General features: G+C 56.3%; 17 protein-coding genes. 7 read left to right on the top strand and 10 right to left on the bottom strand.

Going from position 1 to position 17,547, the window contains the following annotated elements; genetic code table 11:
• Positions 1 to 109: 109 nt before the first annotated feature.
• The 6 genes from uspE to U9O48_RS10490 all read right to left on the bottom strand — a co-directional run bounded on the left by uspE (position 110) and on the right by U9O48_RS10490 (position 6,991).
• The gene (uspE, locus tag U9O48_RS10465; protein WP_282493238.1) at positions 110 to 1,060 is read right to left on the bottom strand and encodes a universal stress protein UspE; all 951 of its coding nucleotides are present in this window, start codon (positions 1,058 to 1,060) and stop codon (positions 110 to 112) included.
• Between the two features lie 136 nt (positions 1,061 to 1,196).
• The gene (gene fnr / locus U9O48_RS10470) at positions 1,197 to 1,949 is read right to left on the bottom strand and encodes a fumarate/nitrate reduction transcriptional regulator Fnr (protein WP_014070017.1); all 753 of its coding nucleotides are present in this window, start codon (positions 1,947 to 1,949) and stop codon (positions 1,197 to 1,199) included.
• Between the two features lie 184 nt (positions 1,950 to 2,133).
• Positions 2,134 to 2,646 carry a methylated-DNA--[protein]-cysteine S-methyltransferase gene (gene ogt, locus U9O48_RS10475; protein WP_282493237.1) on the bottom strand — a complete coding sequence of 171 codons (513 nt, stop codon included), beginning with the start codon at positions 2,644 to 2,646 and terminating at the stop codon, positions 2,134 to 2,136.
• Positions 2,647 to 2,656: 10 nt separating this feature from the next.
• Positions 2,657 to 4,183 (bottom strand): p-aminobenzoyl-glutamate transporter, encoded by a 1,527-nt coding sequence (abgT, locus tag U9O48_RS10480; protein WP_282493236.1) that lies wholly within the window; start codon positions 4,181 to 4,183, stop codon positions 2,657 to 2,659.
• 52 nt (positions 4,184 to 4,235) lie between these two features.
• Positions 4,236 to 5,681 (bottom strand): M20 family metallopeptidase, encoded by a 1,446-nt coding sequence (locus U9O48_RS10485; protein WP_324724269.1) that lies wholly within the window; start codon positions 5,679 to 5,681, stop codon positions 4,236 to 4,238.
• Positions 5,681 to 6,991 carry a M20 family metallo-hydrolase gene (locus tag U9O48_RS10490; protein ID WP_324724270.1) on the bottom strand — a complete coding sequence of 437 codons (1,311 nt, stop codon included), beginning with the start codon at positions 6,989 to 6,991 and terminating at the stop codon, positions 5,681 to 5,683. Before U9O48_RS10490 ends, U9O48_RS10485 begins: the two co-directional genes overlap by 1 nt.
• 175 nt (positions 6,992 to 7,166) lie before the next feature.
• On the opposite strand from U9O48_RS10490, the gene U9O48_RS10495 reads away from it, so the two are divergent.
• A complete protein-coding gene (locus tag U9O48_RS10495) occupies positions 7,167 to 8,087 on the top strand; it encodes a LysR family transcriptional regulator (RefSeq protein WP_285144623.1) in 921 nt (306 codons plus the stop codon).
• A gap of 337 nt (positions 8,088 to 8,424) precedes the next feature.
• Positions 8,425 to 8,988, top strand: a complete 564-nt coding sequence (gene smrA / locus U9O48_RS10500; protein ID WP_282493232.1) for a DNA endonuclease SmrA — start codon at positions 8,425 to 8,427, stop codon at positions 8,986 to 8,988.
• A 3-nt stretch (positions 8,989 to 8,991) separates the two neighbouring features.
• Here smrA and tcp read toward each other — a convergent pair whose 3' ends face one another.
• Complete coding sequence (gene tcp, locus U9O48_RS10505; RefSeq protein WP_285150255.1) at positions 8,992 to 10,650, bottom strand: methyl-accepting chemotaxis citrate transducer; 1,659 nt, start codon at positions 10,648 to 10,650, stop codon at positions 8,992 to 8,994.
• A 99-nt stretch (positions 10,651 to 10,749) separates the two neighbouring features.
• Between tcp and U9O48_RS10510 the strand changes: the two genes are divergently transcribed.
• Positions 10,750 to 11,616, top strand: coding sequence for an aldo/keto reductase family oxidoreductase (locus U9O48_RS10510; RefSeq protein WP_324724272.1), 867 nt, complete (start codon positions 10,750 to 10,752; stop codon positions 11,614 to 11,616).
• Between the two features lie 24 nt (positions 11,617 to 11,640).
• On the opposite strand, the gene U9O48_RS10515 is transcribed toward U9O48_RS10510, so the two are convergent.
• Complete coding sequence (locus U9O48_RS10515; protein ID WP_285144620.1) at positions 11,641 to 11,784, bottom strand: hypothetical protein; 144 nt, start codon at positions 11,782 to 11,784, stop codon at positions 11,641 to 11,643.
• A 746-nt stretch (positions 11,785 to 12,530) separates the two neighbouring features.
• Here U9O48_RS10515 and U9O48_RS10520 point away from each other — a divergent pair.
• Positions 12,531 to 13,373 carry a hypothetical protein gene (locus U9O48_RS10520; RefSeq protein WP_324724273.1) on the top strand — a complete coding sequence of 281 codons (843 nt, stop codon included), beginning with the start codon at positions 12,531 to 12,533 and terminating at the stop codon, positions 13,371 to 13,373.
• Here the strand turns inward: U9O48_RS10520 and U9O48_RS10525 are convergent.
• Positions 13,363 to 13,659 (bottom strand): putative quinol monooxygenase, encoded by a 297-nt coding sequence (locus U9O48_RS10525; RefSeq protein WP_285155331.1) that lies wholly within the window; start codon positions 13,657 to 13,659, stop codon positions 13,363 to 13,365. The two genes, U9O48_RS10520 and U9O48_RS10525, sit on opposite strands and share 11 nt — an antisense overlap.
• A gap of 123 nt (positions 13,660 to 13,782) precedes the next feature.
• Between U9O48_RS10525 and umuD the strand changes: the two genes are divergently transcribed.
• The 3 genes from umuD to U9O48_RS10540 are packed head-to-tail and all read left to right on the top strand — an operon-like array spanning position 13,783 to position 16,455.
• Entirely contained in the window at positions 13,783 to 14,217 is a 435-nt protein-coding gene (gene umuD, locus U9O48_RS10530) for a translesion error-prone DNA polymerase V autoproteolytic subunit (RefSeq protein WP_285144616.1), read from the top strand.
• Complete coding sequence (gene umuC / locus U9O48_RS10535) at positions 14,201 to 15,463, top strand: translesion error-prone DNA polymerase V subunit UmuC (protein WP_285158568.1); 1,263 nt, start codon at positions 14,201 to 14,203, stop codon at positions 15,461 to 15,463. The genes umuD and umuC overlap by 17 nt, the downstream gene beginning before the upstream one ends.
• A gap of 59 nt (positions 15,464 to 15,522) precedes the next feature.
• Positions 15,523 to 16,455, top strand: a complete 933-nt coding sequence (locus U9O48_RS10540) for a zinc-dependent alcohol dehydrogenase family protein (protein ID WP_324724275.1) — start codon at positions 15,523 to 15,525, stop codon at positions 16,453 to 16,455.
• Here the strand turns inward: U9O48_RS10540 and U9O48_RS10545 are convergent.
• Positions 16,442 to 17,476: an AI-2E family transporter gene (locus U9O48_RS10545; protein WP_282493223.1), complete on the bottom strand. Its 1,035-nt coding sequence runs from the start codon at positions 17,474 to 17,476 to the stop codon at positions 16,442 to 16,444. The two genes, U9O48_RS10540 and U9O48_RS10545, sit on opposite strands and share 14 nt — an antisense overlap.
• Positions 17,477 to 17,547 lie beyond the last annotated feature (71 nt).

The following is a 17,547-nucleotide window of genomic DNA, read 5'->3' on the forward strand; positions in this document are numbered from 1 at the left end:
GCGGCGCAAGCTTGCCGGGCCTACGCGATACATGTAGGCCGGGTAAGCGTCAGCGCCACCCGGCAATAAAAAAGCCGCCATAATTGGCGGCTTTTTTCATATTAAAACGTCAATCGTCTTCTTCGTCATCCAGCTCAACCGGGGTCTGATACTGATCCGGTTTAATGACCAGCAGGTCGCAGCGCAGATGGTCGATTACCTGTTCCGCCGTATTGCCAAGGAACGCCGCGGAAATCCCGGTGCGCCCGACGGTGCCGAGCACCACAATCCCTGCCTGCAAATGCTCCGACAGATCCGGGATCACCTCTTCAGGCAGGCCTTTCTCTACGTGCGTCATCTTCTCGTCGATACTGAATTTCTGGCGCAGGGCTTTCATCGCCAGCAGATGCTGACCCCGGATCGCGTCGTTATACACGCTCGGGTCAAACTCCGGCAGTTCGATAGCAATATTGATAGGAGTCACCGGATAGGCCCCGACCAGGTGAACCTCGGTGTGATTGACCTGTTCGGCAAGCTGGATCGTCTCTTTCACCAGTTTTTCGTTCAGGGCGTTGTGATAATTCTCTTCGCTGGCGAGATTCACCGCCACCAGCGCCTTGCCGCCTTCCGGCCACGGCTGGTCTTTCACCATCCATACCGGGCAAGGACACTTACGCAGCAGATGCCAGTCGGTTGGGGTAAAAATCACGGCTTCAAGTTTGTCGTGCTGGTGCGCCATCTTCAGCAGCAGGTCATGTTGTTCGCTCATGACTTCCTGAATGATGGCTTCAAAAGGACGGTTATGCCACACCACTTTGATGTCGATGGGGATACCGGCATCGATGTAATATTTTGCCTGCTCGCGGATCCACGCGGTCCGCTGGCTGATCACTCCCTGACGCATAGCAGTGCGCTCGTCAGGCGACAGAAGGGTGGTCATCTCATATGAGAAGTCATAGATCGGCAAAAACGCTTTGATTTTGCCGCCAATCCGTTGATGTAAATAGACAGCTCGCCGTAACGCCGGTTGATCGTCCTGATTAGGATCGATGGCCACCAGCATGTTTTGATACTTTGCCATACAGGTCTCCTTACTACTGTCACCACAGTCTGTAATTAAAAGAGTAACCTATATATGTTGAATGAAACAGGGGAGAAGGTTTTGCCAGATCAATAAATGACGAAAATTTATCGATCCGGCAGAAGAGAGGTGAGGCTTAAGCGACGTTGCGGGAGTGACCGGCGAGAACCGCCAGCGCTTCACCGTTTTCGATGGTGATGTACTTACCTTTCACCGCCAGCATTCCGCTTTTCTGGAAACGACCCAGCAGACGGCTGATGGTTTCAACGGTCAGGCCCAGGTAGTTACCGATATCACCACGAGTCATGGTCAGGCGGAATTCACGTGGAGAGAAACCACGTTCAGCAAAGCGGCGCGACAGGTTGTAGATAAAGGCTGCCAGACGCTCTTCCGCATTCTTTTTGGAAAGCAGCAGGATCATGTCCTGATCGCCTTTGATCTCCCCGCTCATCAGACGCATCATCTGCTGACGCAGGTTCGGCATTTTGCCTGACAGGTCGTCCAGGGTTTCAAACGGGATTTCGCAAACCATGGAGGTTTCCAGCGCCTGAGCGAAGCTCGGGTGGTGGCCGGTACCGATAGCGTCAAAGCCGACTAAATCGCCCGCCAGATGGAAGCCGGTGATCTGCTCATCGCCTTGCTCGGTGATAGTGTAGCTCTTAATGGTGCCAGAACGGATAGCATAGAGCGATTTCAGTTCGTCTCCCGCCTTAAACAGCGTCTGCCCTTTCTGAATAGGCTTTTTGCGCTCGATGATATTATCAAGCTGATCGAGTTCATGCTCATTCAGGGTAAACGGGATACAGAGCTGGCTAATGCTGCAATCCTGGCAATGGATAGCACAACCGCCAGACTGAATGCGTCGTATAATTCGCTTTTCCGGGATCATAGGTCTGCTCAAGCCTTAATTGATATTGGTCAATTTTAACATCTTTTTGGAGTGCGCGTAAGCCTGGGAAACCATCAATAGAGACAAGTGGCGACAATGCGTCGCCATCTTCTTGATATTCCACAGTTTGATTGTGGAATAATGACCTAAATCATAGAAAATTAAGCACTAAAAGCCTGGATTTCTAAAGCAGCAAATACCCTTCGTGGCGCAATAACCACTCTTTACGCTGCACGCCACCGGCGTAGCCCGTCATGGTGCCGTTGCGTCCGATCACACGATGGCAGGGCACCACGATACTGACCGGATTTGAGCCATTGGCCGCACCGACGGCGCGAGCAGCTCCCGCGCGACCAAGCTGCTCGGCGAGCTGGCCGTAGTGCATAACTTGCCCGCAGGGGATGGCGCGCAGAGCCTGCCACACTTCGCGCTGGAAAGGCGTTCCCGCCGTGGCGGTCGGTAAGGTATCGATAATGCTGAGATCGCCCTCGAAATAATCCGCCATCTTCGCACTCAACCCGCCAGGGTTGGTCGCGCTGATACGTTCATAGCCGTCGCGATAGTGGATATTCAACAGCTCCACCATTCGATCGCTGTGCTCTTCCCACTCCACCGCGCGCAGATTGAACTGCTCATCGGCAATGATCCACAGCGGGCCAAGCGGTGTGGCAATCTTATCTTCGAGTAATCTCAGCATCCTTTGTCCCTTAATTCAGCCGTGGGTAAATCCCCGGTCCAATTGGCAGACCGACAAGATACCACGCGACCAACATCACCAGCCATACCCCTAAAAAGATAAGCGGATACGGCAGCACCAGCGAATAGTAGGTACCCAGTTTCGCCTCGGGCTTGTAGCGTTGCAGGAAGCCTAAGAACAGCGGAACAAAGGGCGATACGGGGGCCAGTGGGATCACCGAGGAATCCGCCACGCGGAACAGGATCTGCGCGAACGCCGGATGAAAACCGAGCAGCATAAACATCGGCACAAAGATCGGCGCCAGAATCGACCAGATGGCAGATCCGCTGGCGATAAACATGCACAGCAAGGACGAGAGCAGCGCCAGGCCGACAAACGCCGGCACGCCGCTTAGCCCGGCAGATTCCAGGGCATCCGTCAGGCCGACGGCCATGAACTTGCCCATGTTGCTCCAGTTAAACATCGCCACGAACTGCGCCAGCGGGAACACCATCACGATAAATCCGGCCATCTCTTTCATCGGCTCGATCATCAGTTGCGGCAGATCGCCCTGACGGCGGATTTTGCCGGTGGCGATGCCGTAGGCGAGGGAGACAATAAAGAAGAACAGGATAATCAGCGGGACGATGCCCTGAATGAACGGCGACGGCAGGACCGTGTGTTTCACCGGGTCGCGCAGCACGCCGTTTTCCGGGACCACCATCAGGGCAATGGCCGCGATAAACAGCAGAGAGACCACGCCCGCCACGCGCAGGCCGTGGCGCTGCGCCTGGCTGAGCGACTCCAGCTTTTCATCGCGACTGCCTTCCCAGGTGCCCAGCCGCGGCTCGACGATTTTATCGGTGATCAGGCCGCCGACGATGGTCAGCACGATCACCGAACTGGCCATAAAGTACCAGTTGTCGATCACGCTGACGTGCATGGCCGTATCGATAGTTTTCGCCGCTTCGGTACTGATGCCGGAGAGCAGCACGTCGGTGGTGACGATCAGCAGGTTAGCCGTAAATCCACACCCGACCCCGGCGATGGCAGCCAGCAGGCCCGCGATCGGGTGCCGCCCGACGGCGAGGAAAATCAGCGCTCCCATCGGCGGCATGATCACCAGCGCCGCATCAGAGGAGATGTGGCTGAAAAAGGCGATAAACAGCACCATGTAGCTGGCGTAACGCGCGTTCACCACCGACGCCATTTTGACCATCAGGGCAGGCAACAGCCCGACGCGTTCCGCCAGGCCCGCGCCCAGCACCAGCGCCAGAATCGCCCCGAGCGGCGCAAAGCCGCTAAAGTTTTTAATCACATTCGGCAAAAACCAGTGCAGCCCTTCCACGCTGAGCAGGTTTTTCACTGCCACCATGCTGCCGTCCGCCGGGCTGCGCACGGAGACATCAAAAGCGGACAGCACGGCGGTGGCGATCATCAGGATCACAATCAAATAGATAAAAAGCAGAAAAGGGTGCGGCACTTTGTTGCCGATCCTCTCAACCCAGCCATAGACCTTACCGGATGGGGAATGCGAAGGTATGGAAGACATACTCATGGGCGTTCCTCGGGACTGTTGTGTTGTTATGTTATTGTGTTTGCGTGTTTTATTATTTTAAAGGTGACGGTGTCACGTTATGCGGTATCGGACACTCGTACGGTCGTTCTGCGATCTGTTGTTCAAACTCATCCCGGCAGGCCTGCAGCAGTGACGCATCCTGCAGCAGGTTCAGCGCCGTCGCGCCCATCACTTTCCCGGCCAGCAGCATCCCTTTATGGGCGATTGACGTGCGCCCCTGAGCCACCAGTTGCCAGGTATGCAGCGGCGTGCCGACGGTGAAGCAGGGGGTGAAGCACTGCGCGACGGGCATTTTCCAGCTCACATCACCCACATCGGTGGAACCGGCCAGCACGTTATCGGTGATGGCGTACGGGGCCACCTCCTCCACCAGAAGCGTCTCGCGGTTTCTGCGGGCAAAGGCTTTGCCTTCCTCTCCGCCCGTGGCGGCGATATTTTTCAGGCTGTTTTGCAGATCGTTGGCGGTCAGGGTTTGACGGATCTCCCCGGCAAACGCGCGCTCTTCGTCCGTCCACTCTGGCGTGCCGTAATGCTGTAAGGCGCTGTACATCGCGGCTTCGAGCGTGCGGTTCGGGAGATAGCTCGAGCAGGCTTTATCGAAACGGCACTCGACGGTGGTTTCGGTCATCAGCGCCGCGCCTTGTGCGACTTTCTCAATTCGCTCGTAGATCTGCTGCGCATCGGCCATCTCCGGGGCGCGGATCAGATACAACACCTCGGCCTGCGCCTGCACCACGTTTGGCGAAATTCCGCCGGTGTTAGTGATGGCGTAATGGACGCGGGCTTTTTCGATGATGTGCTCATTGAGGAAGTTGGTGCCGGTGGTCATCAGGGTGACGGCATCCAGCGCGCTGCGCCCGAGATGAGGGGAATTCGCGGCATGGGCGGCGATGCCCTGAAAGCGCCATGAGGCCTGGATATTCGCCAGGGTGCTGACGTTAAACATTCCGGCGAAAGCCTCCGGGTGCCAGGTCACGGCGGCGTCGACGTCATCGAACAGCCCTTCGCGCACCATAAAGGTTTTCCCGGAGCCGCCTTCTTCGCCAGGGCAGCCGTAAAAACGCACCGTTCCGCTGCCACCGCGCTGTTCCAGCCAGCTTTTGACCGCCACCGCGCCCGCCAGCGCGGCGGTACCGAGCAGGTTATGTCCGCAGCCGTGGCCGTTTGCGCCGGGCGTGTCCGACTGCGGGGTGGCGCAGTGCGCGGACTGGCTCAGGCCCGCCAGCGCGTCAAATTCGCCTAACAGGGCGACGACAGGTTTCCCGCTGCCGAAGCTGGCGATAAAGGCATTGGGAATGCCGCCAGCCTCACGCGTCAGGGTAAAACCTTCCGCCTCCAGCGCGTTGGCCAGACGGTCGGAGGACCAGAACTCCTCAAAGCGTGTTTCCGGATGATCCCAAATGTCATCGGCAATATCGGTAAAGGTCTGACATCGGGTTTCGATGGCATCGTCAATAAAAGGGTAGATCTCCTGCATTACACACCTCGCGTCCAGGGAAAATTGATCGCAGTACGGGCCAGCGTTTCAATCGCCACGCCCATGATCTGCTCGTCAAAATCAAACTTCTCATTGTGATGCCCGGCGCTTAAATCAGTCCCAAACACCATGTACGAAGCCAGACCGCCGTTTTGCTGCACGTGGGCCATCATCAGGGTGGCATCTTCTGAACCCGCCGGGGCTTTCACTTTGTCGATGGCCTGATGGACCGCCGCCACCTGGCTTGCCTGCTCGCGCAGATAGTCCACCCAGGCCGGAGAAGGGGAACTTGAGGTTGCAGCCCCCATCAGACGCATCTCAGCTTTCACCCTGTACGCCGCCGCCGCGCCGTCAATCACACCCTGCGCGCGCTCAAACACATACTGATTAATGGCCTCGCTTTCGCCGCGCGTTTCCACTTTTAACAGCGCGCTGGCTGGAACCACGTTGCGCCCGCTGCCCGCCTGCATCACGCCGACGTTGACCCGTGACGCGCCTTCGCTGTGGGGCGCGATACTGTGCAGGGCCAGGGAGGCTTGCGCGGCGGCGAGCAGGGCGTTGCGTCCGTCTTCCGGTTTACCGCCAGCGTGGGCGGCGACGCCAGTAAAGCGCACGTCAAATTTGGTGGTCGCCATAAAGTTATCGCTGCCGCAGATGACGGTCCCGGCCGGAACGCCGGTGCCGATATGGATCGCCGTGAAGTAATCAACGCCGTCCAGCGCGCCAGCGGCGACCATCGCCCGTGCGCCGCGCGTGCCTTCTTCCGCGGGCTGGAAGATGAGTTTGATGGTGCCGTTCAGCCGGGATTCGTTCTGCTTCAGCAGATACGCCAGCCCGAGGCCGATGGTGGTGTGTCCGTCGTGACCGCAGGCGTGCATCATCCCGGGATTACAGGAGGCAAAACCGTCGCGGAACGGGCGGTGACTGTCGTCGAGGGCTTCGCTGAGATCCAGGGCGTCCATGTCCACGCGAAAGGCGAGCGTCGGGCCGGGGCGTCTGGTGTTCAGCGTGGCGACAAGGCCGGTAAATCCGCCTTCAAAGGCGCTGAGCCATTTTTCCGGCGCCCCTTGTTGGCGCGCGCGGGCATATTCTGCAGCCAGAGTGTCGGCGTCGGGCAGGCCCATACGGCTGTCGGCGTCGACCACGTCGCGGCCCATCGCCAGCTCGTAGCCTAAGTTATCGAGGATCTCCGCGACCTTTGCCGCGGTGCGAAACTCCACCCAGCCAGATTCGGCATACTGGTGAAAATCGCGCCGCCAGGCGATCAGCTGAGACATTAATTTTTCAAGGGATTGTGTCAGTGAATCCATCTCTGTTCCTGTCATCATTAAAATATGTGAACTGCTTCACGCTGTGATAGTTTTTACTTATCACTAACCAATTTTTCACAGTTTTAACCGTTCAGGAATCACCCTCGCACATCCATTTCCATTAAAGTAGATGACAATTTCTTTACTCTGATAAACAACGGTTATCGGTCGAGCTATGTCATTTCAGGTTAAATTTCATCAGATCCGCGCGTTCGTTGAAGTGGCGCGTCAGGGCAGTATTCGCGGTGCCAGCCGGGCGATGAATCTCTCGCAACCGGCATTGACCAAATCCATTAAAGAACTCGAAGAGGGCATGGCCGCGCAGCTGTTTGTGCGACGCAGTAAAGGCGTGGCGCTGACGGAGTGCGGAGAGAGTTTTTATCAGCACGCCAACCTGATCCTCGAAGAGCTGCGCGCCGCGCAGGACGACATTCGCCAGCGGCAGGGGCTGCAGGGCGGGCAGATCAATATCGGGATGGGGGCCAGCGTCGCGCGCACCTTAATGCCCGCGGTGATCACCCGTTTTCACGAGCAGCACCCGCAGGTGAAAGTGCGAATTATGGAAGGGCAGCTGGTATCGATGATCAACGAATTACGCCAGGGAGAGCTGGATTTCACCATCAATACCTATTATCAGGGACCCTACGATCACGAATTTACCTTTGAAAAACTGTTCGAAAAACCCTTCGCGATATTTTGTCGGCAAGGTCATCCGGCCATCGGTGCAAAATCAATTAGTGAGCTTATGAATTATAACTGGACGATGCCTACGCCGCGCGGGAGTTATTATAAACAGCTGGAGGATATATTCCGTTATCGCTCACAATTACCGCAAATTGGCGTCGTTTGCGAAACATTCTCATCCTGTATTAGCCTGGTGGCGCAGAGTGATTTTCTGAGCATTTTACCTCAGGAACTGGGCTGCGATCCGCTCCTGGCGCACCGTCTGGTGATGTTGCCGGTCGAAGAGATTTTACCCAAAGCCGCTTATTATTTAATCCAGAGACGTGATTCCCGACAAACTCCGTTAACCGCGTCATTAATAACTCAGTTCAGAAGACAGGCCCGCGGAATATTGCTTAACGAAGGGAAATAAAAAAATAGAGCCTGCCGACATCGGACAGACCCTACAGTACACACAGCAGTGCGTCCTTTTGCCAACTCCCGCTTTATTTGTCCGTTATGCAGGTTTATTTAGTTATAACAGCTTTCGCCTAAAAATAAAGTGATCGGAGTGCCTGATTTCACTTATTTTTAACTTAAATTATACAGTTAATGATTGATTAAATTTATTTTAAGGCAGCTTCATTGTTATATATTAGCCAAATTAATATCTTTCATTGCGTGATTATTTTTTCTCCGTCGGCCATGGATATTGAAACACCCCTCTGGCGCGGGTAGAGTACGCCTTCAGATGCCGCTGGAGGAGCACCATGAAACCTGACGACAAATCCCTTTTTCTTGACGCCATGGAAGATGTCCAGCCCCTGAAACGCTGCACCGATATCACCTGGCAGCCGAGCCGCAATCAGCGCACCCGCCAGAGTATCGACACCACGCAGCTCGATAACTTTCTCACGCTCGGCTTCCTTGATGTTCTGCCGCTTGCCGAACCGCTCACTTTTCAGCGCGAAGGCGTTCAGCAGGGCGTGATGGATAAATTACGCACCGGTAAATACCCGCGTCAGGCCAGCCTTAACTTACTGCGCCAGCCGGTCGAGCAGTGCCGCCAGATGCTGTTTGCCTTTATTCAGCAGGCTCAGCAGGACAGCCTGCGCAACCTGATCATCATCCACGGCAAAGGCCGGGAAGATAACTCGCACGCCAACATTGTGCGCAGTTATCTGGCGCGCTGGCTGACCGAATTCGACGCCGTGCAGGCCGTCTGCGTGGCGCTGCCCCATCATGGCGGCAGCGGGGCGTGCTATGTTGCGCTACAAAAATCGGGTGAAGCTAAGCTGGAAAACCGGGAGCGGCACGCCAAGCGCAGCCGCTAACGGTCAGAACGTTTCCCAGTTTCCGTCTCCGGCGGACGCTGTGGCCGGGCGTAACACCTGCGGTGTTTTCAGGTTTGTCGCGCGCGGTGCGGCGGTTTGCGTCTGTACGTTCAGACGGAAGGCGGCGACGGCCTGGCGCAGCTGTTCCGCCTGATCCTCCAGCGCAGCGGCCGCCGTGGCGGATTCCTGCACCAGCGCGGCGTTCTGCTGCGTTACGCTATCCATCTGCGAAACCGCCAGGCTCACCTGCTCAATACCGCGGCTCTGCTCATCCGACGCCGAGGCGATCTCCCCCATAATATCGGTCACGCGGGTGACGGCCGCGACGATCTCTTTCATGGTTTCCCCGGCTTCGCTGACCTGTCCGGAGCCGGTATTGACCCGGCTGACGGAGTTTTCGATCAGCGCTTTGATCTCTTTTGCCGCCTGCGCACTGCGGCTGGCCAGGGTACGCACTTCCCCGGCGACCACGGCAAATCCGCGGCCTTGTTCACCCGCTCGCGCGGCTTCGACGGCGGCGTTCAGCGCCAGAATGTTGGTCTGGAAGGCGATGCTGTCGATCACGCTGGTGATGTGGGCAATTTGCTGAGAGCTGTCGGCAATTTCGGTCATGGTGCGGATGACGTTATTCACCACGCGTCCGCCGCGATCGGCGGTTTCCGAGGCATTTTTCGCCAGCAGCGTCGCCTGACGGGCGTTGTCCGAGTTCTGTTTCACCGTCGCGGTCAGCTCTTCCATGCTGGCCGCCGTCTCTTCCAGGGAAGAGGCCTGCTGCTCGGTACGGGCGGAGAGATCGTTGCTGCCCGCCGCGATTTCGCCCGCGCCGGTGTAGATCGAATCGGTACTGCCGCGCACCGCGCTGACGGTGGTCACCAGCGAGGTTTGCATCTCATGCAGACCCGCCGCCAGCTGACCCATCTCATTGCGGCTGTCGATGGAAATCGTCTGCGTCAGATCGCCACTGGCGATGGTGCGGATATGGTTCATCACGCTGCGCAGCGGCTTCAGCAGCAGGTGCTGCAACCCTTGCCAGAACACGATCAGCACGGCAATCACCACCAGGAAAATGGTGCCGAGCGTCCACTGCATATGGGTAAAGCTGCTCTGGTTCTCTTTGGCGGCGGCTTTCAGCAGAGTGTTGTTTTCCGCGCGCCAGCGGGTGTAGACGGCCTCCATATCATCCTGAGCCTGCTGGGCGTCGAGATCGCCATACGCCTGATAGTTATCGGCACGCAGATACTCAATCGACAGGCGCATCACCTCGTGCATCTGGCTGTACGCTTTCTGCATTTCGGTGGTCAGTGCCTGACTCTGGCCCTGCACGGGCGGCATCGCCTGCCAGGCACTATAGTAGTTTTCAGCTTTGGTCAGAGAGTCACCCGCGTTACCGAGCAGCTTGTTGATTGCCGCCAGAGAGGCCGGATCGCGCTGATTTTTAAGGTAACGAATGGCGACGCGTGTGACCGTGACACGGGTTTTGACCAGCGTATTGACGCTGTCGCTCAGGCTCTCCTGCTGCGCATTGAGGCTGCCTGAGTTCTGGAAATTATGACGGTCGTTGCTGACGGCGGAATAGAACAATCCCCCCGTGACGACTTGCAACAGGCAGAATATAGTGAGAGCAAAGACAATCCCGGTAATGACGTGCAGATTTTTCAGCATGACGGAAGCCCATTTGATGTGCAGAAGTTGCATCATTGTTATCGACGTAGTGGGGCTAAACTTTAATTTTACTAATGCTTAATCAACAGGCTGATGAATATGACCCGAATTGATAAAAGTGGCAGTTATATGTTAGGTACGCATTCCGTTAACCGACTCGGCTATGGGGCGATGCAGCTGGCGGGGCCAGGCGTGTTTGGTCCGCCGAAGGATAAAGAGGCGGCGCTGGCGGTGCTGCGCGAAGCGGTGGCCGCTGGGGTAAATCACATCGATACCAGTGATTTTTACGGCCCGCATGTGACTAACCAGTTGATTCGGGATGCGCTCCATCCCTACCGGGACGATCTGACGATCGTCACCAAAATCGGCGCCCGTCGTGGGGAAGATGCCTCCTGGCTGCCGGCGTTTTCGGCTCAGGAGCTCACCCAGGCGGTGCACGATAACCTGCGAAATTTACAGCTGGACGTGCTGGATGTGGTGAACCTGCGCATTATGTTCAGCGCGCACGGGCCTGCCGAGGGATCGATCGAAGAACCATTAGCCACGCTGGTGGAACTGCAGCGTCAGGGGCTGGTGCGACATATTGGTCTGAGCAATGTGACCGCCGCGCAAATTGCGCAGGCGCAGAGCATTACACCGATCGTCTGTGTGCAAAACCTCTATAACATTGTTAATCGTAGCGACGATGCGCTGATTGACGGCCTGGCGGAGCAGGGGATTGCCTATGTGCCGTTCTTCCCGTTGGGGGGATTTACGCCGCTGCAATCATCCGGTCTGCAGGCAGTTGCCGATTCACTGGGCGCCACGCCGATGCAGGTTGCGCTGGCGTGGCTGCTGAAACGCTCGCCGAATATTCTGCTGATCCCGGGCACCTCGTCGGTGGCGCATCTGCATGAAAACCTGGCGGCTGGCGACCTGGTGTTGCCGGATGAGGCTCTCGCCTCGCTGAACGCGCTGGCGGAATAACGCGCTCGTCTTACGGCCACGCGTTTACTCGGTGGCCGCTTGCGTCATTCGACTTCTTCTGTGCAGTTCCAGCGCTTCGGCGACAATCTCCTGCTTGCTGAGGCGCGTCTCATACGCCGTGGCCCGGACATATTCGACCAGCGCAGACTGAATTCTGGCGCTTAACATTTTTAAGTCCGCATCCTTTGCGGTGCCGCGTGCTACACGCTTGTCCGGGTAATCTCGGCTTGGCATTGCTCAAGTCCTCCAAACGTTGTCTTGTTAATTCGTGCTGTGAAATATGCGTGGAGAGTGAAAACAAGTCAACTTTCTAAAACTGCGGTTTAATTTGTATTAAATCCGTTAAAAATCTGCCCGCTTTTTGCGCTGCTTTTCATTTGAAAGGGGAAAGGCTTGAGTATGGAAAGTGGGCAAAATAGCGGAAACTACGCATCCGCTTTTGCATACTGTGTAAACGCTTCCATTTTCGGAATATCACATTTATGGATGTGTTCCGAAGTAATCATAAATCTGCTCAATGAATTACAAGAGTGTGAGCCATTAAACACACTGGAAGCGCTAAATGTTTACATATGCAATTCACTGCTTTTTTATGCATGACAAAATTACAGCGTCGTTTTTTCCGCCGACAGTGCGCTGAAAGACGGGGGCGAAGGATGTAACATTTCCGCAAAGAACGGGCGAAATGGCAGGTAAAAAAACAGCATAAAACTCTGAGAAAGTTTTATTTTAGTGATTTTGTAGTGTCTGTTTTTATATAAAGTGACCTCGTTTATGTTTGTTAGTGTGATATGTTTTTAATTGTAGTATATGTGAAGTGTGTGGCGTTTCGATAAGGGCAGGCTGGCAACTCACATCCCTGATAGTAATCTGTGTTATTCTTTGCGGATTGGCGCTATCAGGAAGTCATGGGTATGTATCACCTTTTCTTAGAATTCGATAATCTTGAACCCGGCGTGAAGTCTGTAGAAGATCTGAAGTATGTCATCCGCGATGACAAACACACCGCCTTTGTGATGAGTGCGGTGGTGGCGAGATTTATCAAAGATGCGCTGATCATGAACCAGACCATCACCAGCCTGAAGAACTGCCGTTTCGCGTTTGCGAACGGGGCCGAGTTCGTCGAATTCGACAGCAAAGGTCAGTCAACGCGATTCACCGATACGCCGGACTGGTTCATCACACCAGGCTCGTTTGCGCGCTCTCAGTGGCTGGTGAACCACGAACTTCACGATCTGATGACCCCGCAGTTTATCTCTACCTTTCTCGAAATGTTCTCTGATGTGAAGAAACGCCGCGAGCACTGCAATCTGCTGTTTGATCTGCAGCTCGAAGAGAGCCCGAAACGCGGGAAACCCGGCGTGAAAGCGACTCGTCAAATCCGCGGCTCCACGAAACAGAAGATTTCTGATTTGGGATCTTTCGAATTATTCAGCCAGTTCTTTACCCGGCTGAAAAAAGCCGTCGAGGCCAACCAGTTTCCGACGGTGCAAGTGCTGACGGACATCGACGAAGTTGCCAAAGTACCCGCCCCCCTGAAAAGCGCCGTGCGCACCTGGTTTAAAGCGATTTCGTCCGAGCTGCCGCCCAACAGCAAACGGGTAGGGGCCGGAAACGCCGCGCTGTTCTGCGCGCCGGTTCGCGCGCAAATCCAGCACATCGAAGCCTACGGCGTCGAGCGGTATTACAAGAAGCTGTCGAAAGCGATTGCCGACGGCGGGGAGCGCTACATCGCCGATTTCACCTTTAAACTGTAGGGCTGAAACTGTTCATCAGGATAAACGTCGGCTCTTTTCGCTGGTGCTGATTGATCAGCGGCACCAGACGCCGGAAGTGCTCGCTCGCACAGTGCACATCCAGCGCCGCGCGATCCGGCCACTCTTCGATAAAGACAAAATGCCCTGCATCTTTCTCATCCACGTATAAATCGTAAGCCATGCACAGCGGCTCCCGCTTTGTGGCTTCCACCAGCGCGCGGTAGAGCGGGAGGACGGTCTCTATGGCTTCCGGTTTAATAAAATCTTCGGCGATAACTTTCAGCATGATCTCTCCTTTTAAATTCCCTGTGGCGTCAACGGCTTCATTTTCGCGAGCCAGAATCGACTTGATCTGACCGGTTAATGCATAATACTGTATTTATATACAGTTATTATCAGGTTGACCATCATGAATCCCGTTTTTTCATGTGAATTGAAAGAAATCATCGAATTACCCCTTTTTCTGGAGCGCGTCCCGTGCGGCTTTCCCAGCCCGGCGCAGGATTATGTCGAGGATCGTCTCGATCTCAACAAGCTTCTCATCCAGCACCCCAGCGCCACCTATTTCGTGAAGGTGAGCGGCGATTCGATGATTGGCGCAGGGATTGGCGACGGGGATCTGCTGGTGATCGACCGCTCGTTAACGGCTGAGCATGGCGATATTGTGGTGGCGGCGATTGCGGGGGAGTTCACGGTGAAAGAGCTGCGAACCCGTCCGTATCTCCACCTGCTGCCGCACAACAAAAACTTTTCTCCCATCGTTTTCCAGTCAGAGGACGAACTGCAACTCTTTGGCGTGGTAACGCACACCGTGAAATCGCACCGACATGTTCGCGCTCGTTGACGTCAACAGTTTCTACACCTCCTGCGAGACCGTGTTTCGTCCCGATCTGCTGGGTAAACCGGTGGTGGTGGTGTCGAATAATGACGGGTGCATTATCTCCCGCTCGGCAGAAGCCAAAAAGCTGGGCATCAAAATGGGCGCGCCCTATTTTAAGATCAAAGACGAGCTGCGGCGGCAGAACGTGGCGGTGTTTAGCTCGAACTATGCGCTGTACGCGGATCTGAGCCATCGCGTGATGTCGATTCTCACGGAGATGGCACCCGCGGTGGAAGTCTATTCCATCGATGAGGCGTTTATTAATGTCTCCGGCGTGGCTAACTGCATTGCGCTGGAGACGTTTGGCCGCCAGATCCGCGAGCAGATCCTGAAAAATACCGGGCTGACCGTCGGCGTCGGCATCGCGCCGACCAAAACCCTCGCCAAGCTGGCCAATTTTGCGGCGAAAACGTGGAGTAAAACCAAAGGCGTGGTGGATCTGTCGGATCCTGAGCGTCAGCGAAAATTGCTTGCGCTGGTGCCGGTGGACGAGGTGTGGGGCGTGGGGCGGCGAATCGGCAAGAAACTCAATCAGATGGGGATTGAAAACGCGCTGCAGCTGGCGGAGTGCTCAACCTGGGTGATCCGCAAACACTTTAACGTGGTGCTGGAGCGCACGGTACGCGAGCTGCGCGGCGAGCCTTGTCTGGAGATGGATGAGTTTGCCCCCGCCAAACAGCAGATTATTTGCAGCCGCTCCTTTGGGCACCGGATCACCGAGTACCGCGATATGCAGCAGGCGGTGTGCGCCTACGCGGAGCGGGCGGCGGAGAAACTGCGGGCGGAAAGGCAGTATTGCTGCGTGATCAGCGTCTTTATGCGCACCAGCCCGCACGCTGAAAACGAAGTGTTCTATGGCCCGCAGGCCAGCGGTCGGCTGGCAATCCCGTCGAACGATACGCGCGACATTATCCGCGTCGCCAGCCAGGCGCTGGAGCGGATCTGGCAGGATGGTTTTCGCTACATGAAAGCGGGCGTGATGCTGAGTGATTTTTTCAGCCAGGGCGTCGCGCAGTTGAACCTGTTTGATGACTATCAGCCCCGACACAACAGTCAGGCGCTGATGCAGACTATCGACAGGTTAAATCTCTCCGGGCGCGGCACGGTGTGGTTTGCCGGTCAGGGAAGTCAGAAAAACTGGGCCATGAAGCGGGAAATGCTCTCGCCGGGATATACGACGCGCTACGCGGATCTACCTGTGGCGAAATAAACGTTTTCCCTGAACGTCTGAGCCAGTAAGCTCTTGCCGTGACTTTTTCTGGGCCGTTTATGAACAATCTCGCGTTAATCTATCGCCGTTTTGGTGAGCCTGAGTCGGTGCTGCAAGCGGAAGCTTTCCGCTGCGATCGGCTGAACCCCGGTCAACTACGGGTGAAGATGCTTTACTCCCCGGTCAACGCCTCGGATCTGATCCCCATCACCGGCGCTTATCGCCATCGCACGCCGCTGCCTGCGGTGGCGGGCTATGAGGGTGTCGGCGTGGTGATTGACGGGCCAACCGAACTGATGGGAAAACGCGTACTGCCGCTGCGCGGGCAAGGAACCTGGCAGCAGGTGGTGGATTGCCCGGTGGATTTGGCGATTGTGGTGCCCGATTTTATCGATTCTGTGCTGGCTGCCCGCGCGTACATTAATCCGCTCGCCGCGCAGCTGATGCTCAAACTCTATCCCCCGCAGGGGAAACGCGTGCTGCTGACGGCGGCCGGGTCGGACTGCGCGGTGCTGCTGGGACAGTGGGCGCTCAGCGCAGGGGCTGAAGCCGTGTATGGCATTCACCGTTCCGCCGTCCACGCCGGGCGGCTCAAGGCACTGGGGATCACGCCGATTTCACAGCATGACACGGCAGCGATTCGCGCCATCGCCAACGATGCGGAGATAATTTACGACGCCACGGGGGGCGAAGTAGCAGAACTGATTCTGGAAAGGCTGCCCGAGACGGGGGTTTTTGTCTGCTACGGCCTGTTGTCCGGGCAGATGTTCAGGCAGCAAAAGCAGGTGCGCTGGTTCCATATCCGCAATTATCTGGATGCAATGAGCGCAGACGCGTGGCAGGGGCAGTTTCGTGAAATCTGGCCGAAACTACAGGCCAGTTCTGTTGGGGATGCCACGCTGTTTTCCCTCACCGCGTGGCGTTCGGCGCTGGCCTGTTACCGCGAGGCGGGCAGGATCGCAAAGCCGATGTTTAGATTCAGCGATGACTGACGTCGCTCAGCAGCACGGCGATGCTCTGGCCGCCCGCCGTCTGCTCCAGCGCAATCTTCACAATAATGGTCAGCGGCACGGAGAGCAGCATCCCGACCGGGCCGAGCAGCCAGCCCCAGAAGATCAACGATAAAAAGACCACCAGCGTCGACAGCCCCAGCCCGCGGCCCATCATGCGCGGTTCAAGAATGTTCCCGAACACCAGGTTAATGATCAGATAACCCGTCAGCACAATCAGCGCGTCGTACAATCCACTAAACACCAGCACCTGCGCGATAGGGGGAATGGCGGCCAGCACCGAGCCGATGTTGGGAATATAGTTGAGCGCAAAGGCCAGCAGCCCCCAGACAAAGGCGAAGCGCACGTCCAGCGCGGCGAGCATGGCCCAGGCGACCAGACCCGTCACAATACTGATGGCCGTTTTCAGCACCAGATAGCGCGACACGCTGTCCAGCGCCCGCTGAATCGCCTCCATCCCTTCCACCGGGCGGGACATGATCTGCTGCAGTTTCATCGGCAGCTGCGGGACTTCGATCAGCATAAACACCACCGTCAGCAGCAGCAGGAATATCGAGGTCATGGCGCTCGAAAGCTGCGACAGCAGAGCCGTGACCAGGGTCATGGCGGCGTTCGGGTCGATATACTTCAGCAACTCCTCCACGGAGACTTCAATCCCGGCGCGCTGCAGCCAGGGTTCGAGGTGCTGGAGCGGCACGACCAGTGAGGAGCGGTATTGCGGCAGGGTGCGCGCCAGCTCGTTCAGGGAGGTTCCCAGATACGCCACCAGCAGCACCATCGCCAGAATGATCACCGTGATAAGCAAGGAAATCGCCAGCACGCGCGGGACGCGCAGGCGCACCATCCGCTGCACCAGTGGATTAAGGATCACCGCGATAAACAGCGCCAGAATGAAAGGTACGATGATGTCGGCAGCAAAACGGATCCCCGCAAGAATGATCACCAGCATTCCGAGCATGATGACAATTTTTAATCCGTTCAGGGTAATGATGGGCTTTGCCATGTGTGTTCCTGAGTTAATTCTTATATCTATATCATAACGGGAATATTCATTTACTCTACTAACCCAGGTCA

Source organism: Lelliottia sp. JS-SCA-14 (assembly GCF_035593345.1).
Classification (GTDB): domain Bacteria; phylum Pseudomonadota; class Gammaproteobacteria; order Enterobacterales; family Enterobacteriaceae; genus Enterobacter; species Enterobacter wanjuensis.

Coding starts and splice junctions, on each gene's coding strand:
- uspE (WP_282493238.1), bottom strand. CDS start 1,060: ATGGCAAAGTATCAAAACATGCTGGTGGCCATCGATCCTAATCAGGAC.
- fnr (WP_014070017.1), bottom strand. CDS start 1,949: ATGATCCCGGAAAAGCGAATTATACGACGCATTCAGTCTGGCGGTTGT.
- ogt (WP_282493237.1), bottom strand. CDS start 2,646: ATGCTGAGATTACTCGAAGATAAGATTGCCACACCGCTTGGCCCGCTG.
- abgT (WP_282493236.1), bottom strand. CDS start 4,183: ATGAGTATGTCTTCCATACCTTCGCATTCCCCATCCGGTAAGGTCTAT.
- U9O48_RS10485 (WP_324724269.1), bottom strand. CDS start 5,681: ATGCAGGAGATCTACCCTTTTATTGACGATGCCATCGAAACCCGATGT.
- U9O48_RS10490 (WP_324724270.1), bottom strand. CDS start 6,991: ATGGATTCACTGACACAATCCCTTGAAAAATTAATGTCTCAGCTGATC.
- U9O48_RS10495 (WP_285144623.1), top strand. CDS start 7,167: ATGTCATTTCAGGTTAAATTTCATCAGATCCGCGCGTTCGTTGAAGTG.
- smrA (WP_282493232.1), top strand. CDS start 8,425: ATGAAACCTGACGACAAATCCCTTTTTCTTGACGCCATGGAAGATGTC.
- tcp (WP_285150255.1), bottom strand. CDS start 10,650: ATGCTGAAAAATCTGCACGTCATTACCGGGATTGTCTTTGCTCTCACT.
- U9O48_RS10510 (WP_324724272.1), top strand. CDS start 10,750: ATGACCCGAATTGATAAAAGTGGCAGTTATATGTTAGGTACGCATTCC.
- U9O48_RS10515 (WP_285144620.1), bottom strand. CDS start 11,784: ATGTTAAGCGCCAGAATTCAGTCTGCGCTGGTCGAATATGTCCGGGCC.
- U9O48_RS10520 (WP_324724273.1), top strand. CDS start 12,531: ATGTATCACCTTTTCTTAGAATTCGATAATCTTGAACCCGGCGTGAAG.
- U9O48_RS10525 (WP_285155331.1), bottom strand. CDS start 13,659: ATGCTGAAAGTTATCGCCGAAGATTTTATTAAACCGGAAGCCATAGAG.
- umuD (WP_285144616.1), top strand. CDS start 13,783: ATGAATCCCGTTTTTTCATGTGAATTGAAAGAAATCATCGAATTACCC.
- umuC (WP_285158568.1), top strand. CDS start 14,201: ATGTTCGCGCTCGTTGACGTCAACAGTTTCTACACCTCCTGCGAGACC.
- U9O48_RS10540 (WP_324724275.1), top strand. CDS start 15,523: ATGAACAATCTCGCGTTAATCTATCGCCGTTTTGGTGAGCCTGAGTCG.
- U9O48_RS10545 (WP_282493223.1), bottom strand. CDS start 17,476: ATGGCAAAGCCCATCATTACCCTGAACGGATTAAAAATTGTCATCATG.